The sequence below is a fragment of the Mycolicibacter virginiensis genome (assembly GCF_022374935.2).
Classification (GTDB): domain Bacteria; phylum Actinomycetota; class Actinomycetes; order Mycobacteriales; family Mycobacteriaceae; genus Mycobacterium; species Mycobacterium virginiense.
This window is the reverse complement of sequence record NZ_CP092430.2, coordinates 4,787,859-4,808,591: the sequence shown is the minus strand read 5'-3', so window position 1 is coordinate 4,808,591 and position 20,733 is coordinate 4,787,859. Positions and strand designations below refer to the sequence as shown.

Sequence of the window (20,733 nt, the reverse complement as noted above, 5' to 3'; positions counted from 1 at the left end):
GCACGTGCGTACTTATCGATCAATCGATGAACTTGCCGCATGCCAGGGCCAGGTGATCGGGCACAGTGACTGGGTGACTATCACCCAGGACGCCGTCAACCTGTTCGCCGACGCGACGGGTGACCATCAATGGATTCACGTCGATCCCGAACGTGCGGCTAGCGGGCCCTTCGGCACCACGATCGCTCACGGATACATGACCCTGGCCATGCTGCCGCAGTTGATGGCGCAGATCAGCCGCCTTGACGGGGTCAAGTTGGCGATCAACTACGGACTGAACAAGGTGCGTTTCCCGGCGCCGGTGCCGGTCGGCTCCAAGATCCGGGCCGAGACCTCGCTGGTCGAGGTCGCCGATGTGGGCGGTGGTGCCCACCAGGTGACCTTCTCGACCACGGTGTCCATCGACGGTAGCGCCAAGCCGGCCTGTGTCGCCGAGAGTGTCGTGCGCTACGTGCTCTGAGGACGGCCCGGCTTCGCGTCCCGGCCCCGCGGTCGGGACGCGAAGTAGTGCGAGACGATCGCGGCGATCTGCAGGAATCGGCGACGGGTTGCCGGTGCCATCTCGCTCATCACGTCGATCACTCCACCCGGGCGCAGGTGCGGGTCGAAGGGCACCTCAACCACCGCCTGGCCGTGCTGCAGGAACTGCGCCGTCAATGCCGAGCGGGTGCGCCGGTCGGCGTGGCCGTCGGAGTCGTTGAGCACCACCACGGTGCGCTGCAGCAACCCACCCTGGCCGCGGTCGGCCAGCCATTCCATGGTCTTGGCGGCCGCGCCGGCACCGTCCGCCCACGGCGAAGAGACCACGATCAGCGCGTCCAGGTCACGCAGCGCCTCCTGGGTCACCGGCGAATCCATTGTCGAACCACAGTCGATGATCGAGATGGTGAAGTGCCGGTCCAGGCGCAGCGCGGCCTCCCGGTACAACGCGGCATCAAGGATCCGGCGGCTTCCCGCGGCGGGCTCGCCCACCAGAACGTAGAGCCCCGCCGCGTTGGCGCCGACCCGGCTGCTGATGTCGGCGAACGACTGCACGCTCTGATCGGCGGCCAGATCCCAATAGGAGCTGGTGGCGCGCGGGTCGATGCGGCTGCCGAGCCGGCCGAATGCGGTGTCAGCGTCCACGGCCACCACGTGGTCGGCCCGGCGCAGTGCGGCGAACACCGACCCGACGCTGGCCGCCACCGTCGTCTTGCCGACGCCGCCCTTGCCGAGTACGCCGACCTTGTAGCTGCCGTTGGGCAGGGATCGGATGGCCACCTGGTAGGCCATCTCTTCCCGCTCGGCCGGTGACGGGCCCAAGTTGACCAAACCCAGCGTCGCGGAGAAGACCGCGCGGCGCCAGCCACGGGCCGGCTGGGGCCGCGGCATAGGGGCCGGCGGCGGGGGCTGCGGCGGTTGCTGCTGGGGAGGCGGCGTCCAGGGCCTCGGCTGTTGCTGCTGTGGCGGCACCCGCTGCCGCAGAAAGTCGTCGTCTGCGTTCATCGGCTCCTCGAGGCATACGGCGGCGGCACGGCCAGGTGGCCCAACAACACCGCAGCTTAGTCGCGAAGGCGCCCAACCACCGTGAGCCAGCCCGAGAAGCGCGAGTCGGGCTGGCTCACCGGTCAGCAGTCGTAATAGAGGGCGAACTCGTAGGGGTGCGGACGCAGGTTGACGGGGGTGATCTCGTTGTCCCGCTTGTAGTTGATCCAGGTCTGGATCACGTCCGGGGTGAATACCCCACCTTCGGTGAGGTACTCATGGTCGGCCTCAAGGTTGTCCATTACCTCGGCCAGCGTGGTGGGGGCCTGCGAGATCGATGCCGCCTCGTCGGCCGGCAGGTCGTAGAGGTCCTTGTCGACCGGGGCAGCAGGCTCGATCTTGTTCTTGATGCCGTCGATGCCGGCCATCAACATGGCCGAGAACGCCAGGTAGGGGTTGCCGGACGAATCCGGGCAGCGGAACTCCAGCCGCTTGGCCTTGGGGTTGGTGCCGGTGATCGGGATACGCACGCAGGCCGAACGGTTGCGCTGGCTGTAGACCAGGTTGATCGGCGCCTCGTAACCCGGCACCAGTCGCTTATAGGAGTTGATGGTGGGGTTGGTGAACGCCAGCAGCGACGGTGCGTGGTGCAAGATGCCGCCGATGTAATGGCGGGCGGTGTCGGACAGTCCGGCATAGCCGATCTCGTCGTAGAACAGCGGCTCGCCGTCCTGCCACACCGACTGGTGTACGTGCATACCTGAACCGTTGTCTCCGAAAAGCGGCTTGGGCATGAACGTCACCGTCTTGCCATGCGCCCAGGCGGTGTTCTTGATGATGTATTTGAACAACATCAAATCGTCGGCGGCGTGCAGCAGAGTGTTGAACTTGTAGTTGATCTCCGTTTGCCCGCCGGTACCGACCTCGTGGTGGCCGCGTTCGACAGTGAAACCGGCGTTTGTGAGGTTGGTCGCCATTGCATCGCGCAGATCGACGTATTGATCGGTCGGCGCGACCGGGAAATAGCCCCCCTTGGGGCGAACCTTGTATCCCAGGTTGGGGCTGCCGTCGGCTTCGGTTGTCCGCCCGGTGTTCCACCAGCCGGCGACCGAATCCACTTTGTGGAAAGAGCCGTTGATCTGTGAGTCGAAGCTCACGGAGTCGAAGATGTAGAACTCGGCCTCGGCGCCGAAGTAAGCGGTGTCGGCGATGCCGGTGCTGGTGAGATAGCTCTCGGCTTTGCGGGCGATGTTGCGCGGATCGCGCGAGTAGGGCTCGCGGGTGAACGGGTCGTGGACGAAAAAGTTGAGGTTCAGCGTCTTTGCGGCCCGGAACGGATCGATGCGGGCGGTTTCCGGGTCGGGCAGCAGCAGCATGTCCGACTCGTGGATGGACTGGAAGCCGCGGATCGACGAACCGTCGAAGGCGAGCCCATCCTCGAATACGCTTTCATCGAGCGCAGCGGCCGGGATCGAAAAATGCTGCATAACCCCCGGCAGGTCGCAGAATCGAATGTCGACGTACTCAACCGACTCGTCGGCGACGAGCTTGAAAATGTCGGCGGCCATATTGGTCTCCTTCGCGTGCAGACAGCCAAACGATAGGCAGCGCACATTTCCTGGACATCATCCAGTTATTGCGTTGGCGTAACACAAACCTCACCGCAAGCTTGCTGTCCAGCGAACTAGCACGTTTGCTAGGTCGGGGTATATCGTGGCGTTGCCTGTGAGTGTTTTCAGGCAGGAACGCCGTTCAACGTCGCACGGACCAACCCCCTTGACCGCTTGTCCATATCGGGCACCGGGCAAGAACGTGCGAAGGGTCAGGTGACTCAGGTGGCGATGGCACCCAGTCGGGTGGGGCTCTACAACCCCGCGTTCGAACATGACGCGTGTGGGGTGGCCATGGTGGTCGATATACATGGCCGGCGCAGTCGCGACATCGTCGACAAGTCGATCACCGCGCTGCTCAACCTGGAGCACCGTGGCGCCGCCGGAGCCGAACCGAACAGCGGTGACGGCGCTGGGATCCTGATCCAGATTCCCGACCTTTTCCTACGTGCCGTAACCGATTTCGATCTTCCGCCCGAGGGCAGCTACGCCACCGGGATCGCATTCCTGCCGCAGTCGGCCAAAGAGTCAGCGGCCGCTTGTGTCGGCTTGGAGAAGATCGTCGAGGCCGAGGGCCTCCAGGTGCTCGGCTGGCGTGAGGTGCCGATCGACGATTCGTCGTTGGGCGCGTTGGCGCGAGATGCGATGCCGACCTTCCGGCAGCTCTTCATCGGCGGGGCCTCCGGCATGGCTCTGGAGCGCCGGGCCTATGTGGTGCGCAAGCGTGCTGAACATGAGCTGGGCAGCAAGGGGCCTGGCCAGGATGGGCCGGGGCGGGAATCCGTCTATTTCCCAAGTCTTTCCAGCCGGACCATGGTGTACAAGGGTATGTTGACGACGCCGCAGCTCAAGGCGTTTTACCCCGACCTGGCCGACGAGCGGATGCAGAGCGCACTGGGCCTGGTGCATTCTCGGTTCTCCACCAATACTTTTCCGTCATGGCCGCTGGCTCACCCGTTCCGGCGTATCGCTCACAACGGCGAGATCAACACGGTCACCGGCAACGAGAACTGGATGCGCGCCCGGGAGGCGCTGATCCGCACCGACGTCTTCGGTGCCGAAGGTGGCCACCGTAGCGCGGACAAACTGTTCCCGATCTGCACGCCGGGCGCCTCCGACACCGCCCGGTTCGACGAGGTGCTCGAACTGCTGCATCTGGGCGGCCGCAGCCTGCCGCACGCGGTGCTGATGATGATCCCGGAGGCCTGGGAACGGCACGAAAGCATGGATGGGCCCACCCGAGCTTTTTATGAGTACCACGACTCGCTCATGGAGCCCTGGGATGGCCCGGCCTCGATGACCTTCACCGACGGCACCGTGGTGGGCGCGGTGTTGGACCGCAACGGCCTGCGGCCGTCGCGTATATGGGTCACCGAAGACGGGCTGGTGGTGATGGCGTCCGAGGCCGGTGTTCTCGACCTGGACCCCGCCACGGTGGTGCACCGACAGCGGCTGCAGCCGGGCAAGATGTTCCTGGTGGACACCGCCGCCGGGCGGATCATCTCCGATCGCGAGATCAAGTCGACGCTGGCCGGCGAACGGCCGTACCAGCAGTGGATCGATGAGTGCCTGATCGGCATCGGCGAGCTGCCCCCGGGCGATGCGCCCCGGATGGAACACCACCGGGTTCTGTTGCGGCAGCATATGTTCGGCTACACCTACGAGGAGCTCAACCTGGTGCTCGCGCCCATGGCGCGCTCCGGTGCTGAGCCGATCGGATCCATGGGCACCGACACCCCGGTGGCGGTGCTCTCGGCGCGGCCCCGGCTGCTGTTCGACTACTTTCAGCAGTTGTTCGCCCAGGTCACCAACCCGCCGTTGGACGCTATCCGCGAAGAGGTGATCACCAGCCTGCAAGGTGCGCTCGGACCGGAAGGCGACCTGCTCAACACCGACGAACCCACCTGGCGGCAGATCGTGCTGCCCCAGCCGATTCTGAGCAACGCCGAGCTCGCGAAGCTGCTGAAGTTGAGCCCGGACCAGCGGATCGGTTCCCGGGGCCCGCACGGCCTGTCCACGGCCGTCATCAGCTGCCTGTATCCGCCTGCGGCAGGCGGTGCCGGGTTGCGTGCGGCGCTCAAGCAGGTGTGCGCACGGGCCTCGGAGGCGATCGCCGAGGGTGCCAGCTTCCTGGTGATCTCCGACCGGGAGTCCGACGAGACGATGGCGCCCATTCCGTCGCTGCTGGCCACCGCGGCGGTGCATCACCACCTGGTCGCGGAGCGGACCCGCACCAAGGTGGGCCTGGTGGTGGAGTCCGGCGATGCCCGCGAAGTGCACCACATGGCGGCGCTGATCGGCTTTGGCGCCGCTGCGGTCAACCCGTACCTGGCGTTCGAGTCCGTCGAGGACATGCTCGACCGTGGCCTGATCGAAGGCCTCGATCGCGACAAGGCGTTGGCCAACTATGCCAAGGCCGCCGGCAAGGGCGTGCTGAAAGTCATGTCCAAGATGGGGATCTCGACGCGGGCGTCCTACACCGGGGCGCAGCTGTTCCAGCCGATAGGTATCGCGCAGGACGTTCTCGACGAGTACTTCACCGGCCTGTACTGCCCGATCGGTGGTATCACCCTCGACGACATCGCCGCTGATGTCGCCGCCCGCCACGCGCTGGCCTACCTGGACCGCCCAGAAGAGCGGGCGCACCGCGAACTGCCGGTGGGCGGGGAGTACCAGTGGCGCCGCGAGGGCGAACATCACCTGTTCAACCCGGAGACGGTGTTCAAACTGCAGCACTCCACTCGAACGGGCCAGTACGCGGTCTTCAAGGAGTACACGAAGCTGGTCGACGACCAGAGTGAACGCCTGGCCACACTGCGCGGGCTGTTGCGGTTCAAGGCCGGGGAACGGCCACCGGTTCCTCTTGACGAGGTGGAACCGGCCACCGAGATCGTCAAACGGTTCGCGACCGGCGCGATGAGCTACGGTTCGATCTCCGCCGAGGCGCACGAGACCCTGGCGATCGCCATGAACCGGATCGGCGGCCGCTCCAACTGCGGTGAGGGCGGCGAGCATTCCGGCCGCTTCCTGCCCGACGCCGACGGCGCCTGGCGGCGCAGCGCGATCAAGCAGGTCGCCTCGGCGCGTTTCGGCGTGACGAGCGAATACCTGGTCAACTGCACCGACCTGCAGATCAAGATCGCGCAGGGGGCCAAGCCCGGAGAGGGTGGTCAGCTGCCGGGCAACAAGGTGTACCCCTGGATCGCCGAGGTTCGGCATGCCACCCCGGGTGTCGGGCTGATCTCTCCGCCTCCGCACCACGACATCTACTCCATCGAGGACCTGAAACAGCTGATCCACGACCTGAAGAACGCCAACCCGGAGGCTCGCATTCATGTGAAGCTGGTCGCCGAGAACGGTGTCGGAACGGTGGCGGCCGGAGTGTCCAAGGCACACGCCGACGTGGTGCTGATCTCCGGCCATGACGGCGGCACCGGGGCGGCGCCGCTGACCTCACTCAAGCACGCCGGAGCGCCGTGGGAACTCGGATTGGCCGAGACCCAGCAGACCTTGCTGCTCAACGGACTTCGGGACCGGATCGTGGTGCAGGTGGACGGCCAGCTCAAGACCGGGCGCGACGTGGTGATGGCGGCGCTGCTGGGGGCCGAGGAATTCGGCTTCGCCACCGCGCCGTTGGTGGTGTCGGGCTGCATCATGATGCGGGTCTGTCACCTGGACACCTGCCCGGTGGGCGTGGCTACTCAGAACCCACAGTTGCGTGAACGGTTCAGCGGACAACCGGAGTTCGTCGAGAACTTCTTCTGGTTCATCGCCGAAGAGGTGCGCGAGTACCTTGCGGCCTTGGGATTCCGCACCATCAACGAGGCAGTCGGGCAGGTGAATGCGCTGGACACCACGCTGGCCCGCGCCCACTGGAAGGCCCACAAGCTCGACCTCACGCCGGTCTTGCATGAACCGGAGTCAGCGTTCATGAACCAGGATCTGTACTGCACCTCCGGTCAAGATCACGGTCTGGACAAAGCCTTGGACCAGCAGCTGATCGTCATGAGCCGCGAGGCTCTCGATGCGGGCACCCCGGTCAAGTTCACCAGTGCGATATCCAACGTGAACCGGACCGTCGGCACCATGCTCGGCTATGAGGTCACCAAAGCTTATGGTGCCCAAGGGCTGCCGGACGGAACCATCGACATCACCTTCACCGGGTCGGCCGGCAACAGCTTCGGTGCCTTTCTGCCGCCGGGGATCAACCTGCGGGTCTTTGGTGACGCCAACGACTACGTCGCCAAGGGGCTGTCCGGTGGCCGGATCGTGGTCCGTCCCCCGCTGGATGCGCCCGACGGCTACGTCGCCGAGGAAAACATCATCGGCGGCAACGTGATTCTGTTCGGCGCCACGTCCGGCGAGGTGTTCCTGCGCGGGGTGGTGGGAGAACGGTTCGCGGTCCGCAACTCCGGTGCGGTAGCAGTGGTCGAGGGAGTTGGCGACCACGGCTGTGAGTACATGACCGGGGGCAAAGTGGTCGTGCTGGGCCCGACCGGGCGCAACTTCGCCGCCGGCATGTCCGGGGGCGTGGCCTACGTCTACGACCCGGACCGGCAGCTGGGTGACCGGCTGAACACCGAGATGGTGGACCTCGACACATTCGACGATTTCGACGCCGACGATGTGGCTTGGCTGCGTGACGTGCTGGCGGCACATGCCGCCGCCACCGATTCGGTGCCCGCCCGCGCGATCCTGGCCGATTGGGCCAACCGCGGAAGGGACTTCGTCAAAGTGATGCCGCGCGACTACCGGCGGGTGCTCGCCGCGGTCGCTGAGGCAAAAGCCAGTGGCACAGACCCTGAGGAGGCAATTATGGCGGCGGCTCATGGCTGACCCGAGAGGATTCATCACCAACACCCAGCGCATCCTGCCGTTGCGCCGCCCGGTCGCCGAGCGGGTGAGCGACTGGAACGAGGTGTATCAGGATTTTGCCGAAGACACCCTGCGCCAGCAGGCGGGACGCTGCATGGACTGCGGTATCCCGTTCTGCCACCACGGCTGTCCGCTGGGCAACCTCATCCCGGAATGGAACGACTTGGTACGTACCGGGCGCTGGCGTGAGGCGTTCGACAGGCTGCACGCCACGAACAACTTCCCGGACTTCACCGGCCGGCTCTGCCCCGCGCCATGTGAACCGGCCTGTGTGCTGGGCATCAACCAGCCGCCGGTGACCATCAAGCAGGTCGAGTACGAGATCGTCGAACGCGGCTTCGCCGAGGGCTGGGCGCAACCGATCCCGCCGTCGGTCCGCACCGGGAAGTCGGTCGCGGTGGTTGGCTCAGGGCCGGCCGGACTGGCCGCCGCCCAGCAACTCACTCGGGGCGGACACGCGGTGACGGTCTTCGAGCGCGATGACCGAATCGGTGGGCTGCTGCGTTACGGCATACCGGAATTCAAGATGGAAAAGCGAATTCTGGACCGGCGGCTGGAGCAGATGGTCGGCGAGGGAACGACGTTCAAGACGGGCGTGAATGTCGGGGTGGATCTGACCGTCGAGCAGCTGCGCGAAGACTTCGACGCTGTTGTGCTGGCCGGTGGCGCCACCGCGTGGCGCGACCTGCCGATCCCGGGCCGGGAGCTCGACGGCATTCATCAGGCGATGGAGTACCTGCCGTGGGCGAACCGGGTGCAGGCCGGTGACCTGGCCGAGCCGCCGATCACCGCGCACGGCAAGAAGGTGGTCATCATCGGCGGGGGTGACACCGGCGCCGACTGTCTGGGCACCGTGCACCGCCAGGGCGGGACCTGCGTGCACCAGTTCGAGATCATGCCGCGTCCGCCGGAGATCCGTGATCCGTCCACCCCGTGGCCGACCTACCCGTTGATCATGCGGACCACGTCTGCGCACGAAGAGGGCGGTGACCGGGTGTTCTCGGTCAACACCGAGGAATTCACCGGTCGTGACGGTCGGGTGACCGGGCTGCGGGCCCACGAGGTGCGCCGCCGCAACGGCGGTTTCGAGAAGGTCGACGGCACTGACTTCGAGCTCGAAGCCGACCTGGTGCTGCTCGCAATGGGATTCGTCGGGCCGGAGCGTTCGCCGCTGCTGGCCGATCTCGGTGTGGAGTTCACCGAACGCGGCAGTGTGGCGCGTGATGCGGACTACGCCACCGCGGTGCCGGGTGTCTATGTCGCCGGCGACATGGGCCGCGGTCAATCCCTCATCGTGTGGGCAATCGCCGAGGGGCGCGGTGCCGCGGCGAGCGTGGACCGGTACCTGATGGGCCGCACCGCGTTGCCCTCGCCGATCACCGCGACCGCAGCGCCGCTTCGCTGAGCCGAGCAGCCCGCATTCAGCTAGCAGCGCTACGACGCGGCGCGAGAAGGATGCGGGCTGCCAGGTCGAGCAGGTAGCCGAGGACGCCGATCACCGCGATCACCGCGACCACCTGGTCGTAGGCGAGCTGGTCGCGGGCGTTGAGGATCTGATACCCCAGACCCGATCGCACGCCCAGCATTTCGGCGGGCACCAGCACCACCCAGGCGATGCCCAGCGCCAGGCGCAGACCGTTCTGCACCGGCACTCGGACCGCGGGCAGCACTACGGCGGTCAACTGCTCGAACCGGCTGGCGTGCAACGACCGCGCGACATGCAGATAGCCCGGATCGATCGCATGCACTCCGGCGACGGTGCCGAGCAGAACCGGCCAGACCGCTGCGGCGGCGATCAGGAAGATCACCGGCTGGCTGCCGATGCCGAACACCGCCACGATGATGGGGGTCCACGACAGCGGAGAGATCATCCGCAGGAACGCCACCACCGGTCCGGCCGCCCGCTCCGCGGTGCGGTTCAAGCCGATGAGCAGGCCGGCCGGGATGCCGACCAGCGCAGCGATCAGCAGGCCGATCAGCAGACGGTAGAGGCTCACGGCGGTGTCAGACACCAGCACGCCCCGACCGATCAGGTCCACCAGCGCCGCAACGACATGCTGCGGCGCCGTTTGGCGCAGCAGCGACTGCGGCGCGCAGAGCAGCGAAGTCGCCGCCCACCACAGCGCGATGGCCACGCCGACGCTGACGGCCGGGGGCCAGACCCGCGTCCACCACGCAGACCGGGCGCCGGCATCGGCGCCGGGCGGCGGCTGGTCATTGGGCTGCACTGCGATGGTCGTCATGAGGCATGTACCTGTTCTTCTCGGGTCAGTGATGCGGCCAAGCCGAACGCTGCGGGCCCGCCGTGTTGCGCCAGGGCGGACCGCACAAACTGGTCGTCGACCAGGTCCGCGTGCACCCGGGCGGGATCCAGTCGGTCCAGGAAGCGGCGATCGCCGTCGATGACCGTCTCGCCCATGGCTTCCACGAGGCGGTGCGTGAAGCCGGCAAAGGGAAACGGGGTGAAGCCCAGCCGTTGCGGCTGCCAGTCCGGATGCGCAAGCGGATACGGGGGATCGGGATAGGTCAGCGCCAGTTGCACCGCCGGCACCGGTTGGGGCAGGTAGTGGCCCCCGCCAAGGGCCTTAGCTGCCTTGATTCGATCGGTGTTCAGCAGCAGCTGTGCGCCGACCACGGCGTCGGTCACCTGTTGGATGGCGTTGGGCCGCTGGGCGATCACGTCGTCGCGGGTAAGGAGCACACAGCAGGCGTGGTCACGCCACACATCGCCGAGGAAGGTGTGGATGCGGCCGATCTTTTTGATCTGGGCGACCGCGTTGAACGGGTCCGCGACCACGTAGCCGCCGATCGAGCGGTTCGCCAGTGCCGGCACCATGTCCGACGGGCTCATCACGATCAGCTCCACCGTGCGCGCGGCGCGAGAAGCGCTGCGCCGCACCACCGGTCGCAGGCCGTGAGCGCGCAGCAACTGCTGCAGCACGATGTTGTGAATGGACCACCAGAACGGGATCGCCACTTGGGTACCGGCCAGATCGGCCAGGTCCTTGATGTGCGGCGCCACGGTCAGCGCCGAACCGTTGGTGTGATTCCAGCCCAATACCCGGACGCCACCGCCCAAGGCGTAGCGCAGCTGGACGGCCATCGGCATCAGCAGATGCACCACATCGACCTTGCCCGTGACGAAGGCCTCGCCCAGCGATGCCCAACTGCGGAACAGCACCGGTTTGGCCGAACTGACCAGCCCCGCCGGATACAGCGCGGCGCTGTGCGCCAGCAACAGCGGCGCAGCGTCAGTGATCGGTAGGTAACCGATCCGCAGTGGGCCACCGGTATCGGCTGCGCGGCTGACCGTGGCGCTGCGGGCCAGGTCACCGATCCCGAAGACGCCGCCGGCCGCCGCAGCTGCCGCGGCTCCGATCAGCAAACCGCGTCGGGTCAGCGTGGTCACGACCGCACTCCGGCGACGCCGATGCGGTCGGCGTCGTAGTGCGCCAAGATGTCCCGGCGCAGGTCGGCGAGACCGTCGGGCGTGGTGGCGCCGACCGCCCACTGGTTGCGCAGGCGCCCATCCGCGCCGAGGAGCACGACTCGCTCGGCCAGCCGCAACGCCTCGTCGACGTCGTGCGTCACCAGGACAACGGTCACTCCCAGCTCGACCGCCAACTGCGCCAGCCAGCCCTGTAGGTCGGTGCGGGTGGTCGGGTCCAGTGCGCTGAACGGTTCGTCGAGCAGCAACAGCCGCGGGTTGGTGGCCACTGCTCGCAGAATGGCGACGCGTTGGGCCTGACCTCCGGACAGCTGATCGGGATAACGATCCCCCAGCTGGTCGACACCGAATCGGGTCATCAAATTAGCGGCGCGCGCCTGGTCGAAGTCTGCCCGGTGGGCGGCGAACCGTCGCGCGTAGGCGACATTCTCGGCGACGCTGAGCCAGGGCATCAGCAACGGACGCTGGAACACCACGCCGGTGCGTGGCCGGTTGCCGTCAGAATTCCAGGTGACGATACCGCCATCCAGGGACTCCAGCCCGGCCAGCACGCGCAGCAGCGTCGACTTGCCGCTGCCACTGCTGCCCAGGACCGCGACGAATTCACCGTCGCCGACCGCGAGGTTGATGTCACGCAAGACGGCGACGGACCCAAACCGCTTGCTGCCCTCGGTTATACGTACCGACTCAGTTCCCACCGCAGTTGTCCTTCCGATGGAGATTGGATAGGGAGAAAAGCCGCCTCCCGAAAGCGTCGGTTGGCTGCGCTGCGGGTGGCGTAGCCGGCGCCGCCGGCCAACGTCGATTCCAGCCGGGTAGCGTCTACCGCGGTCGTTGCGGCGTCCAGGCGTAGCCGAATGATCTCGGCGAGACCGGCCGCCTGCGGGTCACGGGCCAAAGCGAACAGCTTGTCGCGCAGCCGGTGAAGCTGCTGGCCGAGCTCGGTGCGCTCGGTACCGAACTGTTCGGCCAGCGGGCCGGTAGCTTGCTCGGCGCCCTCGCGCGCGGCAGCGGCCACGCCGACACAGAAAGCGGTCTGCAGCAACAGAAAAGTCGGTCGAATGGTGCTGACGAAGGACGCCAGGTCCTCAGTGAGGATCTGCTCTGGCGAGACCGTGACCTCGTTGAGGCGCAGAGACGTCGAGGCGGTGGCCCCCAGGGCCATCAGGTCGGGAGCGGGGTTGACGGTGATACCCGGCAGATTCGCATCGATCACCGCTACCAGGGTTGTGCCATCGGGGCGGCGGGCCGGCAACACGATCAAGGAATCGTCGAAGACGTTGGACGCCCAGTGAATCGGTCCGGTGATCCGCAGGTGGTCACCGGAGCTGTCGGCGACCAGTGGAACCGGGCCCAGGCCGGCGACCTGCTTGAGTCCGGCCGCCATTGCCGTCACGCCCGCGCGGGTGCCGCTGCTCAGTGCCGCCAAGCGTTCCTTACGTGCCGGTGCCGGCGCGTGGGCCAGATAGGTCACCGCCATGGTGTGCGCCCACAGCGAGAATCCGACCGCCAGGCTGGCCGCCGCGGTGTGTTCGATCACCGAAACCAATTCCGGCAGACCGTCGTCGCGTAGCGCGGCCTCGAACAGTCCCGCCGACCCGAACCGCGCCAGGTCGTCGCGCACGTCGAGGCGACCGGTGTCGAGCGCCTCGGCGCGATCCGCGACGATCGCGGTGAGGTCGGCCAGCGCGGTGTGCACAAGGTGCACCGGAGCGCTCACCGCTGCTCGCCTTCCAGGCGATGCAGCCGGTCGATCGGGGTGGTGACGGCTTCCCGAGCCCGGCGGACCGCGGTCTCGTCGGGGGCGTCGTAGAAGCACAGGCACTTGTCCATGTCTTCGCGCACGTAGGTGCGCAAGAAGGTCACTTCGGGGACATCGGCGTACTTCGGGGACTTGGCCTTCTTACGAGCCAGGTAGGTCTCCATGTCCAGATCGGCGGGTAGGTCCCATTCGACGAGGTAGCCGGCGGCGGGGCGGGCGGCCTTGAGTTGAGCGAGCTCAGCGCCGACCAGTCGTACCGAGTGCGGGCCGCTGGCCTCGGCCACCGACAACGTTGCCGCGTCCACCGAAGGTGCCTGACAGGAGCCGAATTCCGCGATCGCGAAGATCCGGTGTGCCTCACCGGCCACCTGGGCCTCGATCAGTTCACCACCCTCGCGGTGGATGACAGCGTCAAGTTCCTTGATCGCGCGGTCGGCGTCGGAGCGGTCGAGGCGCAGCGGAGCGATCTCGTAGAGGTACAGAGTCATTGGGTTTGCCTTTCGCCTTCGGATGGCTACGACGGTGCCAGCGATAGACAACCCTGTCTATCGAGGCGGCTGGGTTAATCTGCTGCCATGACGCGCACGACCGGACCGGGCCGCGAGCATGCCTCGCACGCCAGGCGTGGCGCGCCGCCCGCCCAACGGCTGCTGGAAACGGCAACGGAACTCTTTGCAGCACAGGACATTCGAGAAGTGGGTATTGACCGGATCCTGGCCGAAGCCGGGGTTGCGAAGGCGAGTCTCTACAGCCTCTACGGCTCGAAGGAAGCGCTCGTGCTGGCCTACCTGACCGCTTTGGATCAGGCTGATCGCAAGCGATACCACGGGGCCGCGGCGCGACTCGACGATCCCGTCGAGCAGATCCTGCTGTTCTTCGACCTCGCCGCGGCGGCCGCCAAGAAGCGCCGCTACCGCGGATGCCTGTATGTCAACGCCGCCGGCGCGTATGCCGGTACCGAACTCGAACCGGTGGTTGCTCATCGGCGCTGGATGCATGCGATGTTGGCGGGGCTACTTGCTCAAGCCGGTGTCGCCGATGCGCAGGAGCGCGCGGGTGACCTTCAGTTGCTCTATGACGGCGCGCTGGTGGGCTCCAAAGTCGAACGGTCCGTCGCGCCGATCGTCCGGGCCCGTCGGCTGGCCGCCGACCAAATCGCCACTACAGCTACACGCATCACTTAGACAACTTCTGCCCCAACGGTCGGCGCGTCGGGTTTTGTTTGCCATGCGCCCGGTGTCTAATGGACACCTATGTGATCCGCGTTAACAACGTGTTAACATGGTCCGCATTATTCCAATCTGGTCCGAACCGGGGCGGGGGTCAGCGCCGTGTACATCAACCCGATATACCGATACCGGATGGGCCGTATGGCCTGGTCACTGCTGCGCCATCCGCGCCGGAGCCGAGAGTTCCCCGCCAAGCAGGAGCGCTTGATCACCGCCGACGAACTTCTGCGCTTCGCGACATAGGTCCGATCGAGCCGGTGGCCGCAGTCCCCGGGAAGAGTTTGCTGACCGTTATCAGTTTGTGATCTATGCCGGCAGTCCGGAATCGCGGATCGCCTCGGCCAACGGCTCGAGAACCGCCGGGTCGTGGGGCGCCGGCAGATAGACGATCGCCAGATCCAGGCCCTCGGCGCCGAGTGCTGCGGCGTCCTCGATCAGCTGCCCGTAATCAAGATCCGGCTGCAACCGCAGGTGCGCCGACAAGGTGATCTGCTTCGGGTCGCGCCCGATATCGGCGCAATGCGCGGCCAGCACGTCGCGCTTGCGGGCGAACTCGGCCGGAGTGCCGCCGACGAAATTCCAATGTTGGGCGTATGTCGCCGTGATCTTCAGCGTGCGCTTCTCGCCGTTGCCGCCGATGCAGATCGGCGGGTGGGGGCGCTGCGGTCCCTTGGGTTCGTTGCGGGCGTCGGTGAGTTGGTAATAGGTGCCGGCAAAGGTGGTGGTGTCGGCGCTCAACAGGCCGATCAGGACCTGGCAGGCCTCCTCGAAACGGTCGAAGCGCTCGGAGATGCTGCCCAACTCGATTCCGTAGGCGCCCGACTCCTCTTCGTTCCAACCCGCGCCGATCCCCAGCTCCAACCGTCCGCCGGAGATGATGTCGAGCGCGGCGGCCATGTTGGCCAGCACGGCGGGGTGGCGGTAGTGGATGCCGGTCACCAACGTGCCGACTCGCAACCGGGTGGTCGCCTGGGCCAACGCCGTCAGGGTGGTCCAGCCCTCCAGGCACGGCCCGGTCGGATCGGAGAAGATCGGGTAGAAGTGGTCGAAGGTCCAGCCGGACTCGTAGACGTCGATATCGTCCGCGGCTCGCCAGACGGCCAGCATGTCGGACCAGGTGGTGTTCTGCGGTGAAGTCTTGAACGCGAAGCGCATCCCGCCGAGCCTAGCGGCGATCGCAAGGCCGGCGGTGGGGGCACCTCCCGCTTGCGGGGGACCGGCCGTAGCGGGTCGCCGCCATGAACCCCGCGGCGATCGCAAGGCCGGCGGTGGGGGCACCTCCCGCTTGCGGGGGACCGGCCGTAGCGGGTCGCCGCCATGAACCCCGCGGCGATCGCAAGGCCGGCGGAGCCGCAACTTCAGGCGGCGGGAAGTAGGCTCACTCGGTGGTCATGAATCTGGACATCGACACCAAGGTGACTTTGTTGTCCGCGGGCCTGATCTTTCTGCTCGCGTTGCTGTTGGGCGCGTGGAAGTACCAACAGATCGCCACTTCGGAGAATCGCCAGGCGCACGTCTACGTTGACATCGCACATCGAGCGGCGTTGATGTACTCCTTTGCGACCATGCTGGTCGCGGTGTTTGTGGAACTCAGCGCCTGGCCGACCTGGGTGAACATGGTCGCGGCAATGGTCATTGTGTTCTTCTTCGTCGTCGCGATCGGCAGCTACATGCTGCACGGCGCGTTGCGTGACACCACTAACCAGTTCGAGCAGCTCGGTTGGCGTCTGCACGCCGGCATGGTGCTGCTGATCATCGGCGAGGTCGGCGGCTTTGCGGTGCTGCTGGCCGGGTTCGGCGTCGGCGGGTTCTGACAGCGTTTGGCTGCGGCCGGCGTCAGGACGCCTGGCCGTAGATGCTGCTGACCCACACGTGGGTCAACGTGTCGACCACCTTTTCGTGCGGCACCGACGGCTGCTCGGCCACCAGCGCCGCCATCATGGTGCGCTCGTTCATCTGATTCAGTGACGTCGCCAGATCCAGGGCGTCGATAGTCGTCGGCGCGGCGCCGCGCTCGCGTTCCGCGGTGATCATCGCGGCGGTCTGCTCGATCCACCTCTGCATGAAGCCGTTCCACATCGCCTTGAATTCCGGGCTGGTGGCCAGTGCCTCGGTTCCAGCCCGGGCGATCGCGCGGTGTGAGCTGAACGCGATGAAGAACGCCTTGATGCCACTGCGCCAGATCCGGCGCGGGTCAGTGGGCAGTCGTTGCACCGCTCCGACGAACTCCGAGTCGGCCGCTGCGATCATCGGCTCCAACAGCGAGAGCAGCACCGCGTCTTTGGACTTGAAATAGAAGTAGAAGGTGGGTCGCGAGATCCCGGCGCCCTTAGCCAGGTCGTCGACCGAGATCTCGGCCAGCGGGCGCTGCTCAAGCAGTCGTTCGGCGGTGGTCAGGATAGCCAGCTCCCGATCGTCGCCGGATGGCCGCGTTCCTCGGCGTCCATGACGGGTCGCATTTGGGCTGGTCATGGCGGCTACTTTACACGACGTTGACTTAATCAACAGAGTGTTGACTCACTCAACACACCGTTGATAACCTGGCGCCATGACTGAACACCTCGATGTTGTGATCGTCGGCGCCGGCATCTCCGGTATCAGCGCGGCCTGGCACCTGCAGAACCGCTGCCCGAACAAGAGCTACGCCATCCTGGAAAGCCGGGACAACCTCGGCGGCACCTGGGACTTGTTCAAGTACCCGGGCATCCGCTCGGACTCCGACATGTTCACCCTGGGCTTCCGGTTCAAGCCGTGGCGGTCGGCGCACTCGATCGCCGAAGGCGCCGACATCTGGAACTACATCAATGAGGCCGCCGTCGAAAACGGCATCGACAAGCACATCCGCTACCGGCACCGGGTCGTTTCGGCCGACTGGTCCGATGCCGACAACCAGTGGACGGTCACCGTCGACAACAACGGCGAGCAAGAGCAGATCACCGCGTCGTTCGTGTTCGCGTGCAGCGGCTACTACAACTACGCCGAGGGCTACTCGCCGGAGTTCCCCGGCGCCGAGGACTTCGCCGGGACCATCGTGCACCCGCAGCACTGGCCGGAGGACCTGGACTACGCCGGCAAGAAGATCGTGGTGATCGGCAGCGGCGCCACCGCGGTGACCTTGATTCCCGCGCTGGCCAACTCCGGCGCCGGACATGTGACCATGCTGCAGCGGTCGCCGACCTACATCGGCGCGCTGCCCCTGGTCGACCCGTTCGCGGTGCAGGCAAACCGGTTCCTGCCGACCAAAGCGGCGCACTTCGCCAACCGCTGGAAGGCGATCGGCTTCAGCACCCTGCAGTACCAGCTGGCGCGAAAGTTCCCGAAGTACATGCGCAAGACGCTGATGACGATGGCCAAGCACCGGCTGCCCGAAGGCTTCGATGTGCAGAAGCACTTCGGGCCGCGGTACAACCCGTGGGATGAGCGGTTGTGCTTGGCGCCCAACGGCGACCTATTCAAGACCATCCGCAGCGGCAAGGCCGACGTCGTCACCGACACGATCGATACCTTCACCAAGACCGGGATTCGGCTGAACTCCGGCCAGGAACTCGACGCCGACATCATCATCACCGCGACCGGCCTGAACATGCAGCTGCTGGGCGGGGCCTCGCTGCTGCGTAACGGTGAGCCGATCGATCTGCCCAAGGCGATGACCTACAAGGGCTTGATGTTCTCCGGCGTGCCCAACGCCGCGGTGACTTTTGGCTACACCAACGCGTCGTGGACGCTCAAGGCAGACCTGGTCTCGGAGTTCGTCTGCCGGGTGCTCAACTACATGGACGACAACGGCTTCGACCGCGTCGAGCCCCAGCACCCGGGTGCCGCGGTGAAGGAAGAGCCGTTCATGGACTTCAGCCCCGGCTACTTCCGCCGGGCGATGGACGACTTGCCGCGCTCGGGGTCAGAGGCCCCGTGGCGGCTCAAGCAGAACTATCTGCTGGACCTGCGGCTGATCCGGCACGGCAAGGTGGACGAGAAGTCGCTGAAGTTCAGCAAGCACCGGGCGCCGGTGAGCGTCTGACGGGCCGCCGCCTTCTCTAGGCGCGCTCTGGCCAATAGTAGGAGTCGGGGTAGGGTCGGGACCCGAACAGCGCGGTCCCGATCCGTACCTCGGTAGCGCCCTCGGCGATCGCCAGTGCGAAGTCGCCGCTCATCCCCATCGACAACCGCGGCACGTCATGGCCATGTTCGGCGGCGGCGTCACGTAGCTGGCGCAGCCGGCGGAAACAGCCGCGAACGGTGTCGGGGTCGTCGGTGTTGATGGCCAGCGTCATCAGGCCGCGCACCCGCATCGTGGAATAGCCGGCCAGCTCGTCGAGGAACGGCAGCAGCTGGGCGGGATCCAGGCCGTACTTGCTGGGCTCGTCGGAGGTCTTGACCTGCACCAGCACGTCGATGACCCGGTTCTCGGCGCGCAGGTGGCGGTCCAGCGCCACCGCCAGTCTGGACCGATCCAAAGACTGCACCTCGGCGGCCAACCGCGCCACCACGCCGGCCTTGTTGGTCTGCAGGTGTCCGATCATCACCCAGTCGATGCCGCAGTCGAATAGCGGCCCGGCCTTGTCCTTGATCTCTTGGACCTTGTTCTCGCCAAACCGGCGCATGCCCAGATCGACGGCCTCCCGGATCAGCTCGGGACCGAAGGTCTTGCTCACCGGCAGCACTTCGACGTCCTCGGGCGAACGCCCCGCAGCGCGGCACGCGTCGTCGACGCGCGCGCGAAGCTGTTCCCAACGCGCCCGCAAGGTGGCGTCCATCGGTGTGCCCGTCCTAGACGACAACGATGCCGTCGTCGTCGCTGTGGGCGGTCGCGCCGGGCACAAAGGCGGTGCCGCCGAACTCGACGACGACGTCACGCTCACCGGCGCCGGTCTTGCTGCTCTTGCGGGGATTGGTGCCCAGCGCCTTGATGCCGATGTCGAGGGTGCGCAGGGTCGAGGCGTCGCGCACCGCGCCGTGCACGATCAGCCCTGCCCAGCCGTTGCTACGCGCCAGCTCGGCGATGACGTCACCGACCAGTGCGGTGTGCAGCGAGCCGCCGCCATCGATCACCAGAACCCCGCCGTCGCCAGGCTCAGAAAGCACCGATTTGAGCAGCGCGTTGTCCTGGAAGCAGCGCACCGTACTGATGCGACCGGCGAACTCCGTGCGGCCACCGAGTTGGCGGAACTGAACGTCGCAGCTGCGTACGTCGGGGCCGATCTCGTCGACCAGGTCGGCGGTGGGCCGGAAGCGCGCCGTCACGCCGGTCAGCCCCGGCGTGCGCGCCGCAGCCGGCGAAGCAGCAGCAGTGCGAACACGCCGAGAATTCCGGCGGCCAGCAGCGGGCCGGGCGAACGTCGTGCCGAGGGCACCGGCGTGCTCAGCGGGTTGCGGGCCGAGTCCACCGTCGACTTCGCCTGGGCAGCGGTTTCCTTGGCGCCCTCAGCGAGGTGGCCCGAGCCGTTGGCGGCGACCGCGGGCGGGGTGGGAACCGGCGGGGCCGGGGTGGGCGCCGCGGGGGTGCTCTTGGCGGGCGCCTTCTTCGCGGGTGCTTTCTTGGCGGCCTTGGCCGGGGCCTTCTTAGCGGCCTTGGCGGGCGCCTTTTTCGCCGGTGCCTTCTTGGCGGGTGCCTTCTTCGCGGGAGTCTTCTGCGGTGCTGGAGCCGGCGGCTCGGCCGGCAGGTCAGCTGCCGCCGGCGTAACCGGCTCGGGCGAAGCCGCGGCTTCGTGGTCGGGCTGGCCTTGCGGTTCGGTCATACGGCAGCTCCTCTGGCGGGGTTCTCGTCTCAGATCAACTCGGCGTCACCGGCAACGTTCCCATCATGCCAGCATCTGCCAGCGGCGACCGCTGGCCGAAAGTCAGGATCGAGGCCGGTTGAACCACAGACCGATCCCGACGAGCACCACCGCACCGGCGACGAACGGCCAAATCGGCAGGTCACCCTGGGGGTCGGCGTAGCGGCGCGGTATGGCGGGTGCGGCGTCGGTACGGTCGGTGACCGCGGGGCCGGGCTCCCCGGTGCCGGCCACCGTCAGCTGGAATGGCCACGAACCGGACACCACATGCCCGTCGGCGGAGGTGACCCGATAGTGGACCGTGTAGGTGCCGGTGGGGCCCAGCGGACGCACCGCGACACTGGCGACTGCGCCGTCCACCCGGGTGTCCCCGGTGGACCACAGGTGCCCGTCGGGACCCACCACCGTCATGGCCGCGAAGTCGGACTGCAGCTGCTCGTTGAAGGTGGCGCTGACGCGCTCTGGGCCGCGCGCCAGTTCCGCGTCGCGTGCCGGGTCCGACGACACCAGCACGGCGTGCGCGGCGGCCACGCCGGTGGCCGCGAACAGCATCCCCAGCAGGAACAGCCCC

General features: G+C 66.7%; 19 protein-coding genes. 6 read left to right on the top strand and 13 right to left on the bottom strand.

Annotated features, from left to right (window positions below):
• Positions 1-4: 4 nt before the first annotated feature.
• Positions 5-460, top strand: coding sequence for a MaoC family dehydratase (locus MJO54_RS22855; RefSeq protein ID WP_240175449.1), 456 nt, complete (start codon positions 5-7; stop codon positions 458-460).
• On the opposite strand, the gene MJO54_RS22850 is transcribed toward MJO54_RS22855, so the two are convergent.
• Positions 448-1,485, bottom strand: coding sequence for a MinD/ParA family ATP-binding protein (locus MJO54_RS22850; RefSeq protein WP_174549762.1), 1,038 nt, complete (start codon positions 1,483-1,485; stop codon positions 448-450). The genes MJO54_RS22855 and MJO54_RS22850 overlap by 13 nt on opposite strands.
• A 122-nt stretch (positions 1,486-1,607) precedes the next feature.
• Entirely contained in the window at positions 1,608-3,032 is a 1,425-nt protein-coding gene (gene glnA, locus MJO54_RS22845; RefSeq protein WP_046282848.1) for a type I glutamate--ammonia ligase, read from the bottom strand.
• A 273-nt stretch (positions 3,033-3,305) separates the two neighbouring features.
• Between glnA and gltB the strand changes: the two genes are divergently transcribed.
• The gene (gene gltB, locus MJO54_RS22840; RefSeq protein ID WP_046282884.1) at positions 3,306-7,910 is read left to right on the top strand and encodes a glutamate synthase large subunit; all 4,605 of its coding nucleotides are present in this window, start codon (positions 3,306-3,308) and stop codon (positions 7,908-7,910) included.
• Complete coding sequence (locus MJO54_RS22835) at positions 7,903-9,354, top strand: glutamate synthase subunit beta (protein ID WP_240175448.1); 1,452 nt, start codon at positions 7,903-7,905, stop codon at positions 9,352-9,354. Before gltB ends, MJO54_RS22835 begins: the two co-directional genes overlap by 8 nt.
• A gap of 16 nt (positions 9,355-9,370) precedes the next feature.
• Here the strand turns inward: MJO54_RS22835 and MJO54_RS22830 are convergent, their stop codons facing one another.
• From MJO54_RS22830 to MJO54_RS22810, 5 genes are read right to left on the bottom strand one after another with little or no spacing between them, the layout of a single operon-like run.
• Positions 9,371-10,192 carry an ABC transporter permease gene (locus MJO54_RS22830; protein ID WP_240175447.1) on the bottom strand — a complete coding sequence of 274 codons (822 nt, stop codon included), beginning with the start codon at positions 10,190-10,192 and terminating at the stop codon, positions 9,371-9,373.
• Entirely contained in the window at positions 10,189-11,358 is a 1,170-nt protein-coding gene (locus tag MJO54_RS22825; protein WP_240175446.1) for an ABC transporter substrate-binding protein, read from the bottom strand. The genes MJO54_RS22830 and MJO54_RS22825 overlap by 4 nt, the downstream gene beginning before the upstream one ends.
• Entirely contained in the window at positions 11,355-12,095 is a 741-nt protein-coding gene (locus MJO54_RS22820) for an ABC transporter ATP-binding protein (protein ID WP_065152914.1), read from the bottom strand. The genes MJO54_RS22825 and MJO54_RS22820 overlap by 4 nt, the downstream gene beginning before the upstream one ends.
• Positions 12,071-13,117 (bottom strand): acyl-CoA dehydrogenase family protein, encoded by a 1,047-nt coding sequence (locus MJO54_RS22815; RefSeq protein ID WP_192830535.1) that lies wholly within the window; start codon positions 13,115-13,117, stop codon positions 12,071-12,073. The genes MJO54_RS22820 and MJO54_RS22815 overlap by 25 nt, the downstream gene beginning before the upstream one ends.
• Positions 13,114-13,647, bottom strand: a complete 534-nt coding sequence (locus tag MJO54_RS22810) for a DUF4242 domain-containing protein (RefSeq protein WP_065152915.1) — start codon at positions 13,645-13,647, stop codon at positions 13,114-13,116. The genes MJO54_RS22815 and MJO54_RS22810 overlap by 4 nt, the downstream gene beginning before the upstream one ends.
• A gap of 87 nt (positions 13,648-13,734) precedes the next feature.
• Here MJO54_RS22810 and MJO54_RS22805 point away from each other — a divergent pair, with 87 nt between their 5' ends.
• Entirely contained in the window at positions 13,735-14,343 is a 609-nt protein-coding gene (locus MJO54_RS22805) for a TetR/AcrR family transcriptional regulator (protein WP_240175445.1), read from the top strand.
• 351 nt (positions 14,344-14,694) lie between these two features.
• Here MJO54_RS22805 and MJO54_RS22800 read toward each other — a convergent pair whose 3' ends face one another.
• A complete protein-coding gene (locus MJO54_RS22800; RefSeq protein ID WP_046282841.1) occupies positions 14,695-15,543 on the bottom strand; it encodes an LLM class F420-dependent oxidoreductase in 849 nt (282 codons plus the stop codon).
• A 236-nt stretch (positions 15,544-15,779) separates the two neighbouring features.
• On the opposite strand from MJO54_RS22800, the gene MJO54_RS22795 reads away from it, so the two are divergent.
• Entirely contained in the window at positions 15,780-16,202 is a 423-nt protein-coding gene (locus tag MJO54_RS22795) for a hypothetical protein (protein WP_046282882.1), read from the top strand.
• A gap of 22 nt (positions 16,203-16,224) precedes the next feature.
• Here MJO54_RS22795 and MJO54_RS22790 read toward each other — a convergent pair whose 3' ends face one another.
• A complete protein-coding gene (locus MJO54_RS22790) occupies positions 16,225-16,860 on the bottom strand; it encodes a TetR/AcrR family transcriptional regulator (protein ID WP_105295497.1) in 636 nt (211 codons plus the stop codon).
• 76 nt (positions 16,861-16,936) lie between these two features.
• Here MJO54_RS22790 and MJO54_RS22785 point away from each other — a divergent pair, with 76 nt between their 5' ends.
• On the top strand, positions 16,937-18,406 hold the full coding sequence (locus MJO54_RS22785) for a flavin-containing monooxygenase (protein WP_046282839.1): 1,470 nt from the start codon (positions 16,937-16,939) through the stop codon (positions 18,404-18,406).
• Between the two features lie 16 nt (positions 18,407-18,422).
• On the opposite strand, the gene MJO54_RS22780 is transcribed toward MJO54_RS22785, so the two are convergent.
• The 4 genes from MJO54_RS22780 to MJO54_RS22765 all read right to left on the bottom strand — a co-directional run bounded on the left by MJO54_RS22780 (position 18,423) and on the right by MJO54_RS22765 (position 20,714).
• On the bottom strand, positions 18,423-19,142 hold the full coding sequence (locus MJO54_RS22780; protein ID WP_240175444.1) for a YggS family pyridoxal phosphate-dependent enzyme: 720 nt from the start codon (positions 19,140-19,142) through the stop codon (positions 18,423-18,425).
• A gap of 13 nt (positions 19,143-19,155) precedes the next feature.
• The gene (gene rraA, locus MJO54_RS22775) at positions 19,156-19,629 is read right to left on the bottom strand and encodes a ribonuclease E activity regulator RraA (RefSeq protein ID WP_046282837.1); all 474 of its coding nucleotides are present in this window, start codon (positions 19,627-19,629) and stop codon (positions 19,156-19,158) included.
• Between the two features lie 5 nt (positions 19,630-19,634).
• Entirely contained in the window at positions 19,635-20,123 is a 489-nt protein-coding gene (locus tag MJO54_RS22770; protein WP_046282836.1) for a hypothetical protein, read from the bottom strand.
• A 102-nt stretch (positions 20,124-20,225) separates the two neighbouring features.
• On the bottom strand, positions 20,226-20,714 hold the full coding sequence (locus MJO54_RS22765; protein ID WP_082108052.1) for a copper resistance CopC family protein: 489 nt from the start codon (positions 20,712-20,714) through the stop codon (positions 20,226-20,228).
• Positions 20,715-20,733 lie beyond the last annotated feature (19 nt).

Coding starts and splice junctions, on each gene's coding strand:
- MJO54_RS22850 (WP_174549762.1), bottom strand. CDS start 1,485: ATGAACGCAGACGACGACTTTCTGCGGCAGCGGGTGCCGCCACAGCAG.
- glnA (WP_046282848.1), bottom strand. CDS start 3,032: ATGGCCGCCGACATTTTCAAGCTCGTCGCCGACGAGTCGGTTGAGTAC.
- gltB (WP_046282884.1), top strand. CDS start 3,306: ATGGCACCCAGTCGGGTGGGGCTCTACAACCCCGCGTTCGAACATGAC.
- MJO54_RS22835 (WP_240175448.1), top strand. CDS start 7,903: ATGGCTGACCCGAGAGGATTCATCACCAACACCCAGCGCATCCTGCCG.
- MJO54_RS22830 (WP_240175447.1), bottom strand. CDS start 10,192: ATGACGACCATCGCAGTGCAGCCCAATGACCAGCCGCCGCCCGGCGCC.
- MJO54_RS22810 (WP_065152915.1), bottom strand. CDS start 13,647: ATGACTCTGTACCTCTACGAGATCGCTCCGCTGCGCCTCGACCGCTCC.
- MJO54_RS22805 (WP_240175445.1), top strand. CDS start 13,735: ATGACGCGCACGACCGGACCGGGCCGCGAGCATGCCTCGCACGCCAGG.
- MJO54_RS22800 (WP_046282841.1), bottom strand. CDS start 15,543: ATGCGCTTCGCGTTCAAGACTTCACCGCAGAACACCACCTGGTCCGAC.
- MJO54_RS22795 (WP_046282882.1), top strand. CDS start 15,780: ATGAATCTGGACATCGACACCAAGGTGACTTTGTTGTCCGCGGGCCTG.
- MJO54_RS22790 (WP_105295497.1), bottom strand. CDS start 16,860: ATGACCAGCCCAAATGCGACCCGTCATGGACGCCGAGGAACGCGGCCA.
- MJO54_RS22785 (WP_046282839.1), top strand. CDS start 16,937: ATGACTGAACACCTCGATGTTGTGATCGTCGGCGCCGGCATCTCCGGT.
- MJO54_RS22780 (WP_240175444.1), bottom strand. CDS start 19,142: ATGGACGCCACCTTGCGGGCGCGTTGGGAACAGCTTCGCGCGCGCGTC.
- MJO54_RS22770 (WP_046282836.1), bottom strand. CDS start 20,123: ATGACCGAACCGCAAGGCCAGCCCGACCACGAAGCCGCGGCTTCGCCC.
- MJO54_RS22765 (WP_082108052.1), bottom strand. CDS start 20,714: ATGCTGTTCGCGGCCACCGGCGTGGCCGCCGCGCACGCCGTGCTGGTG.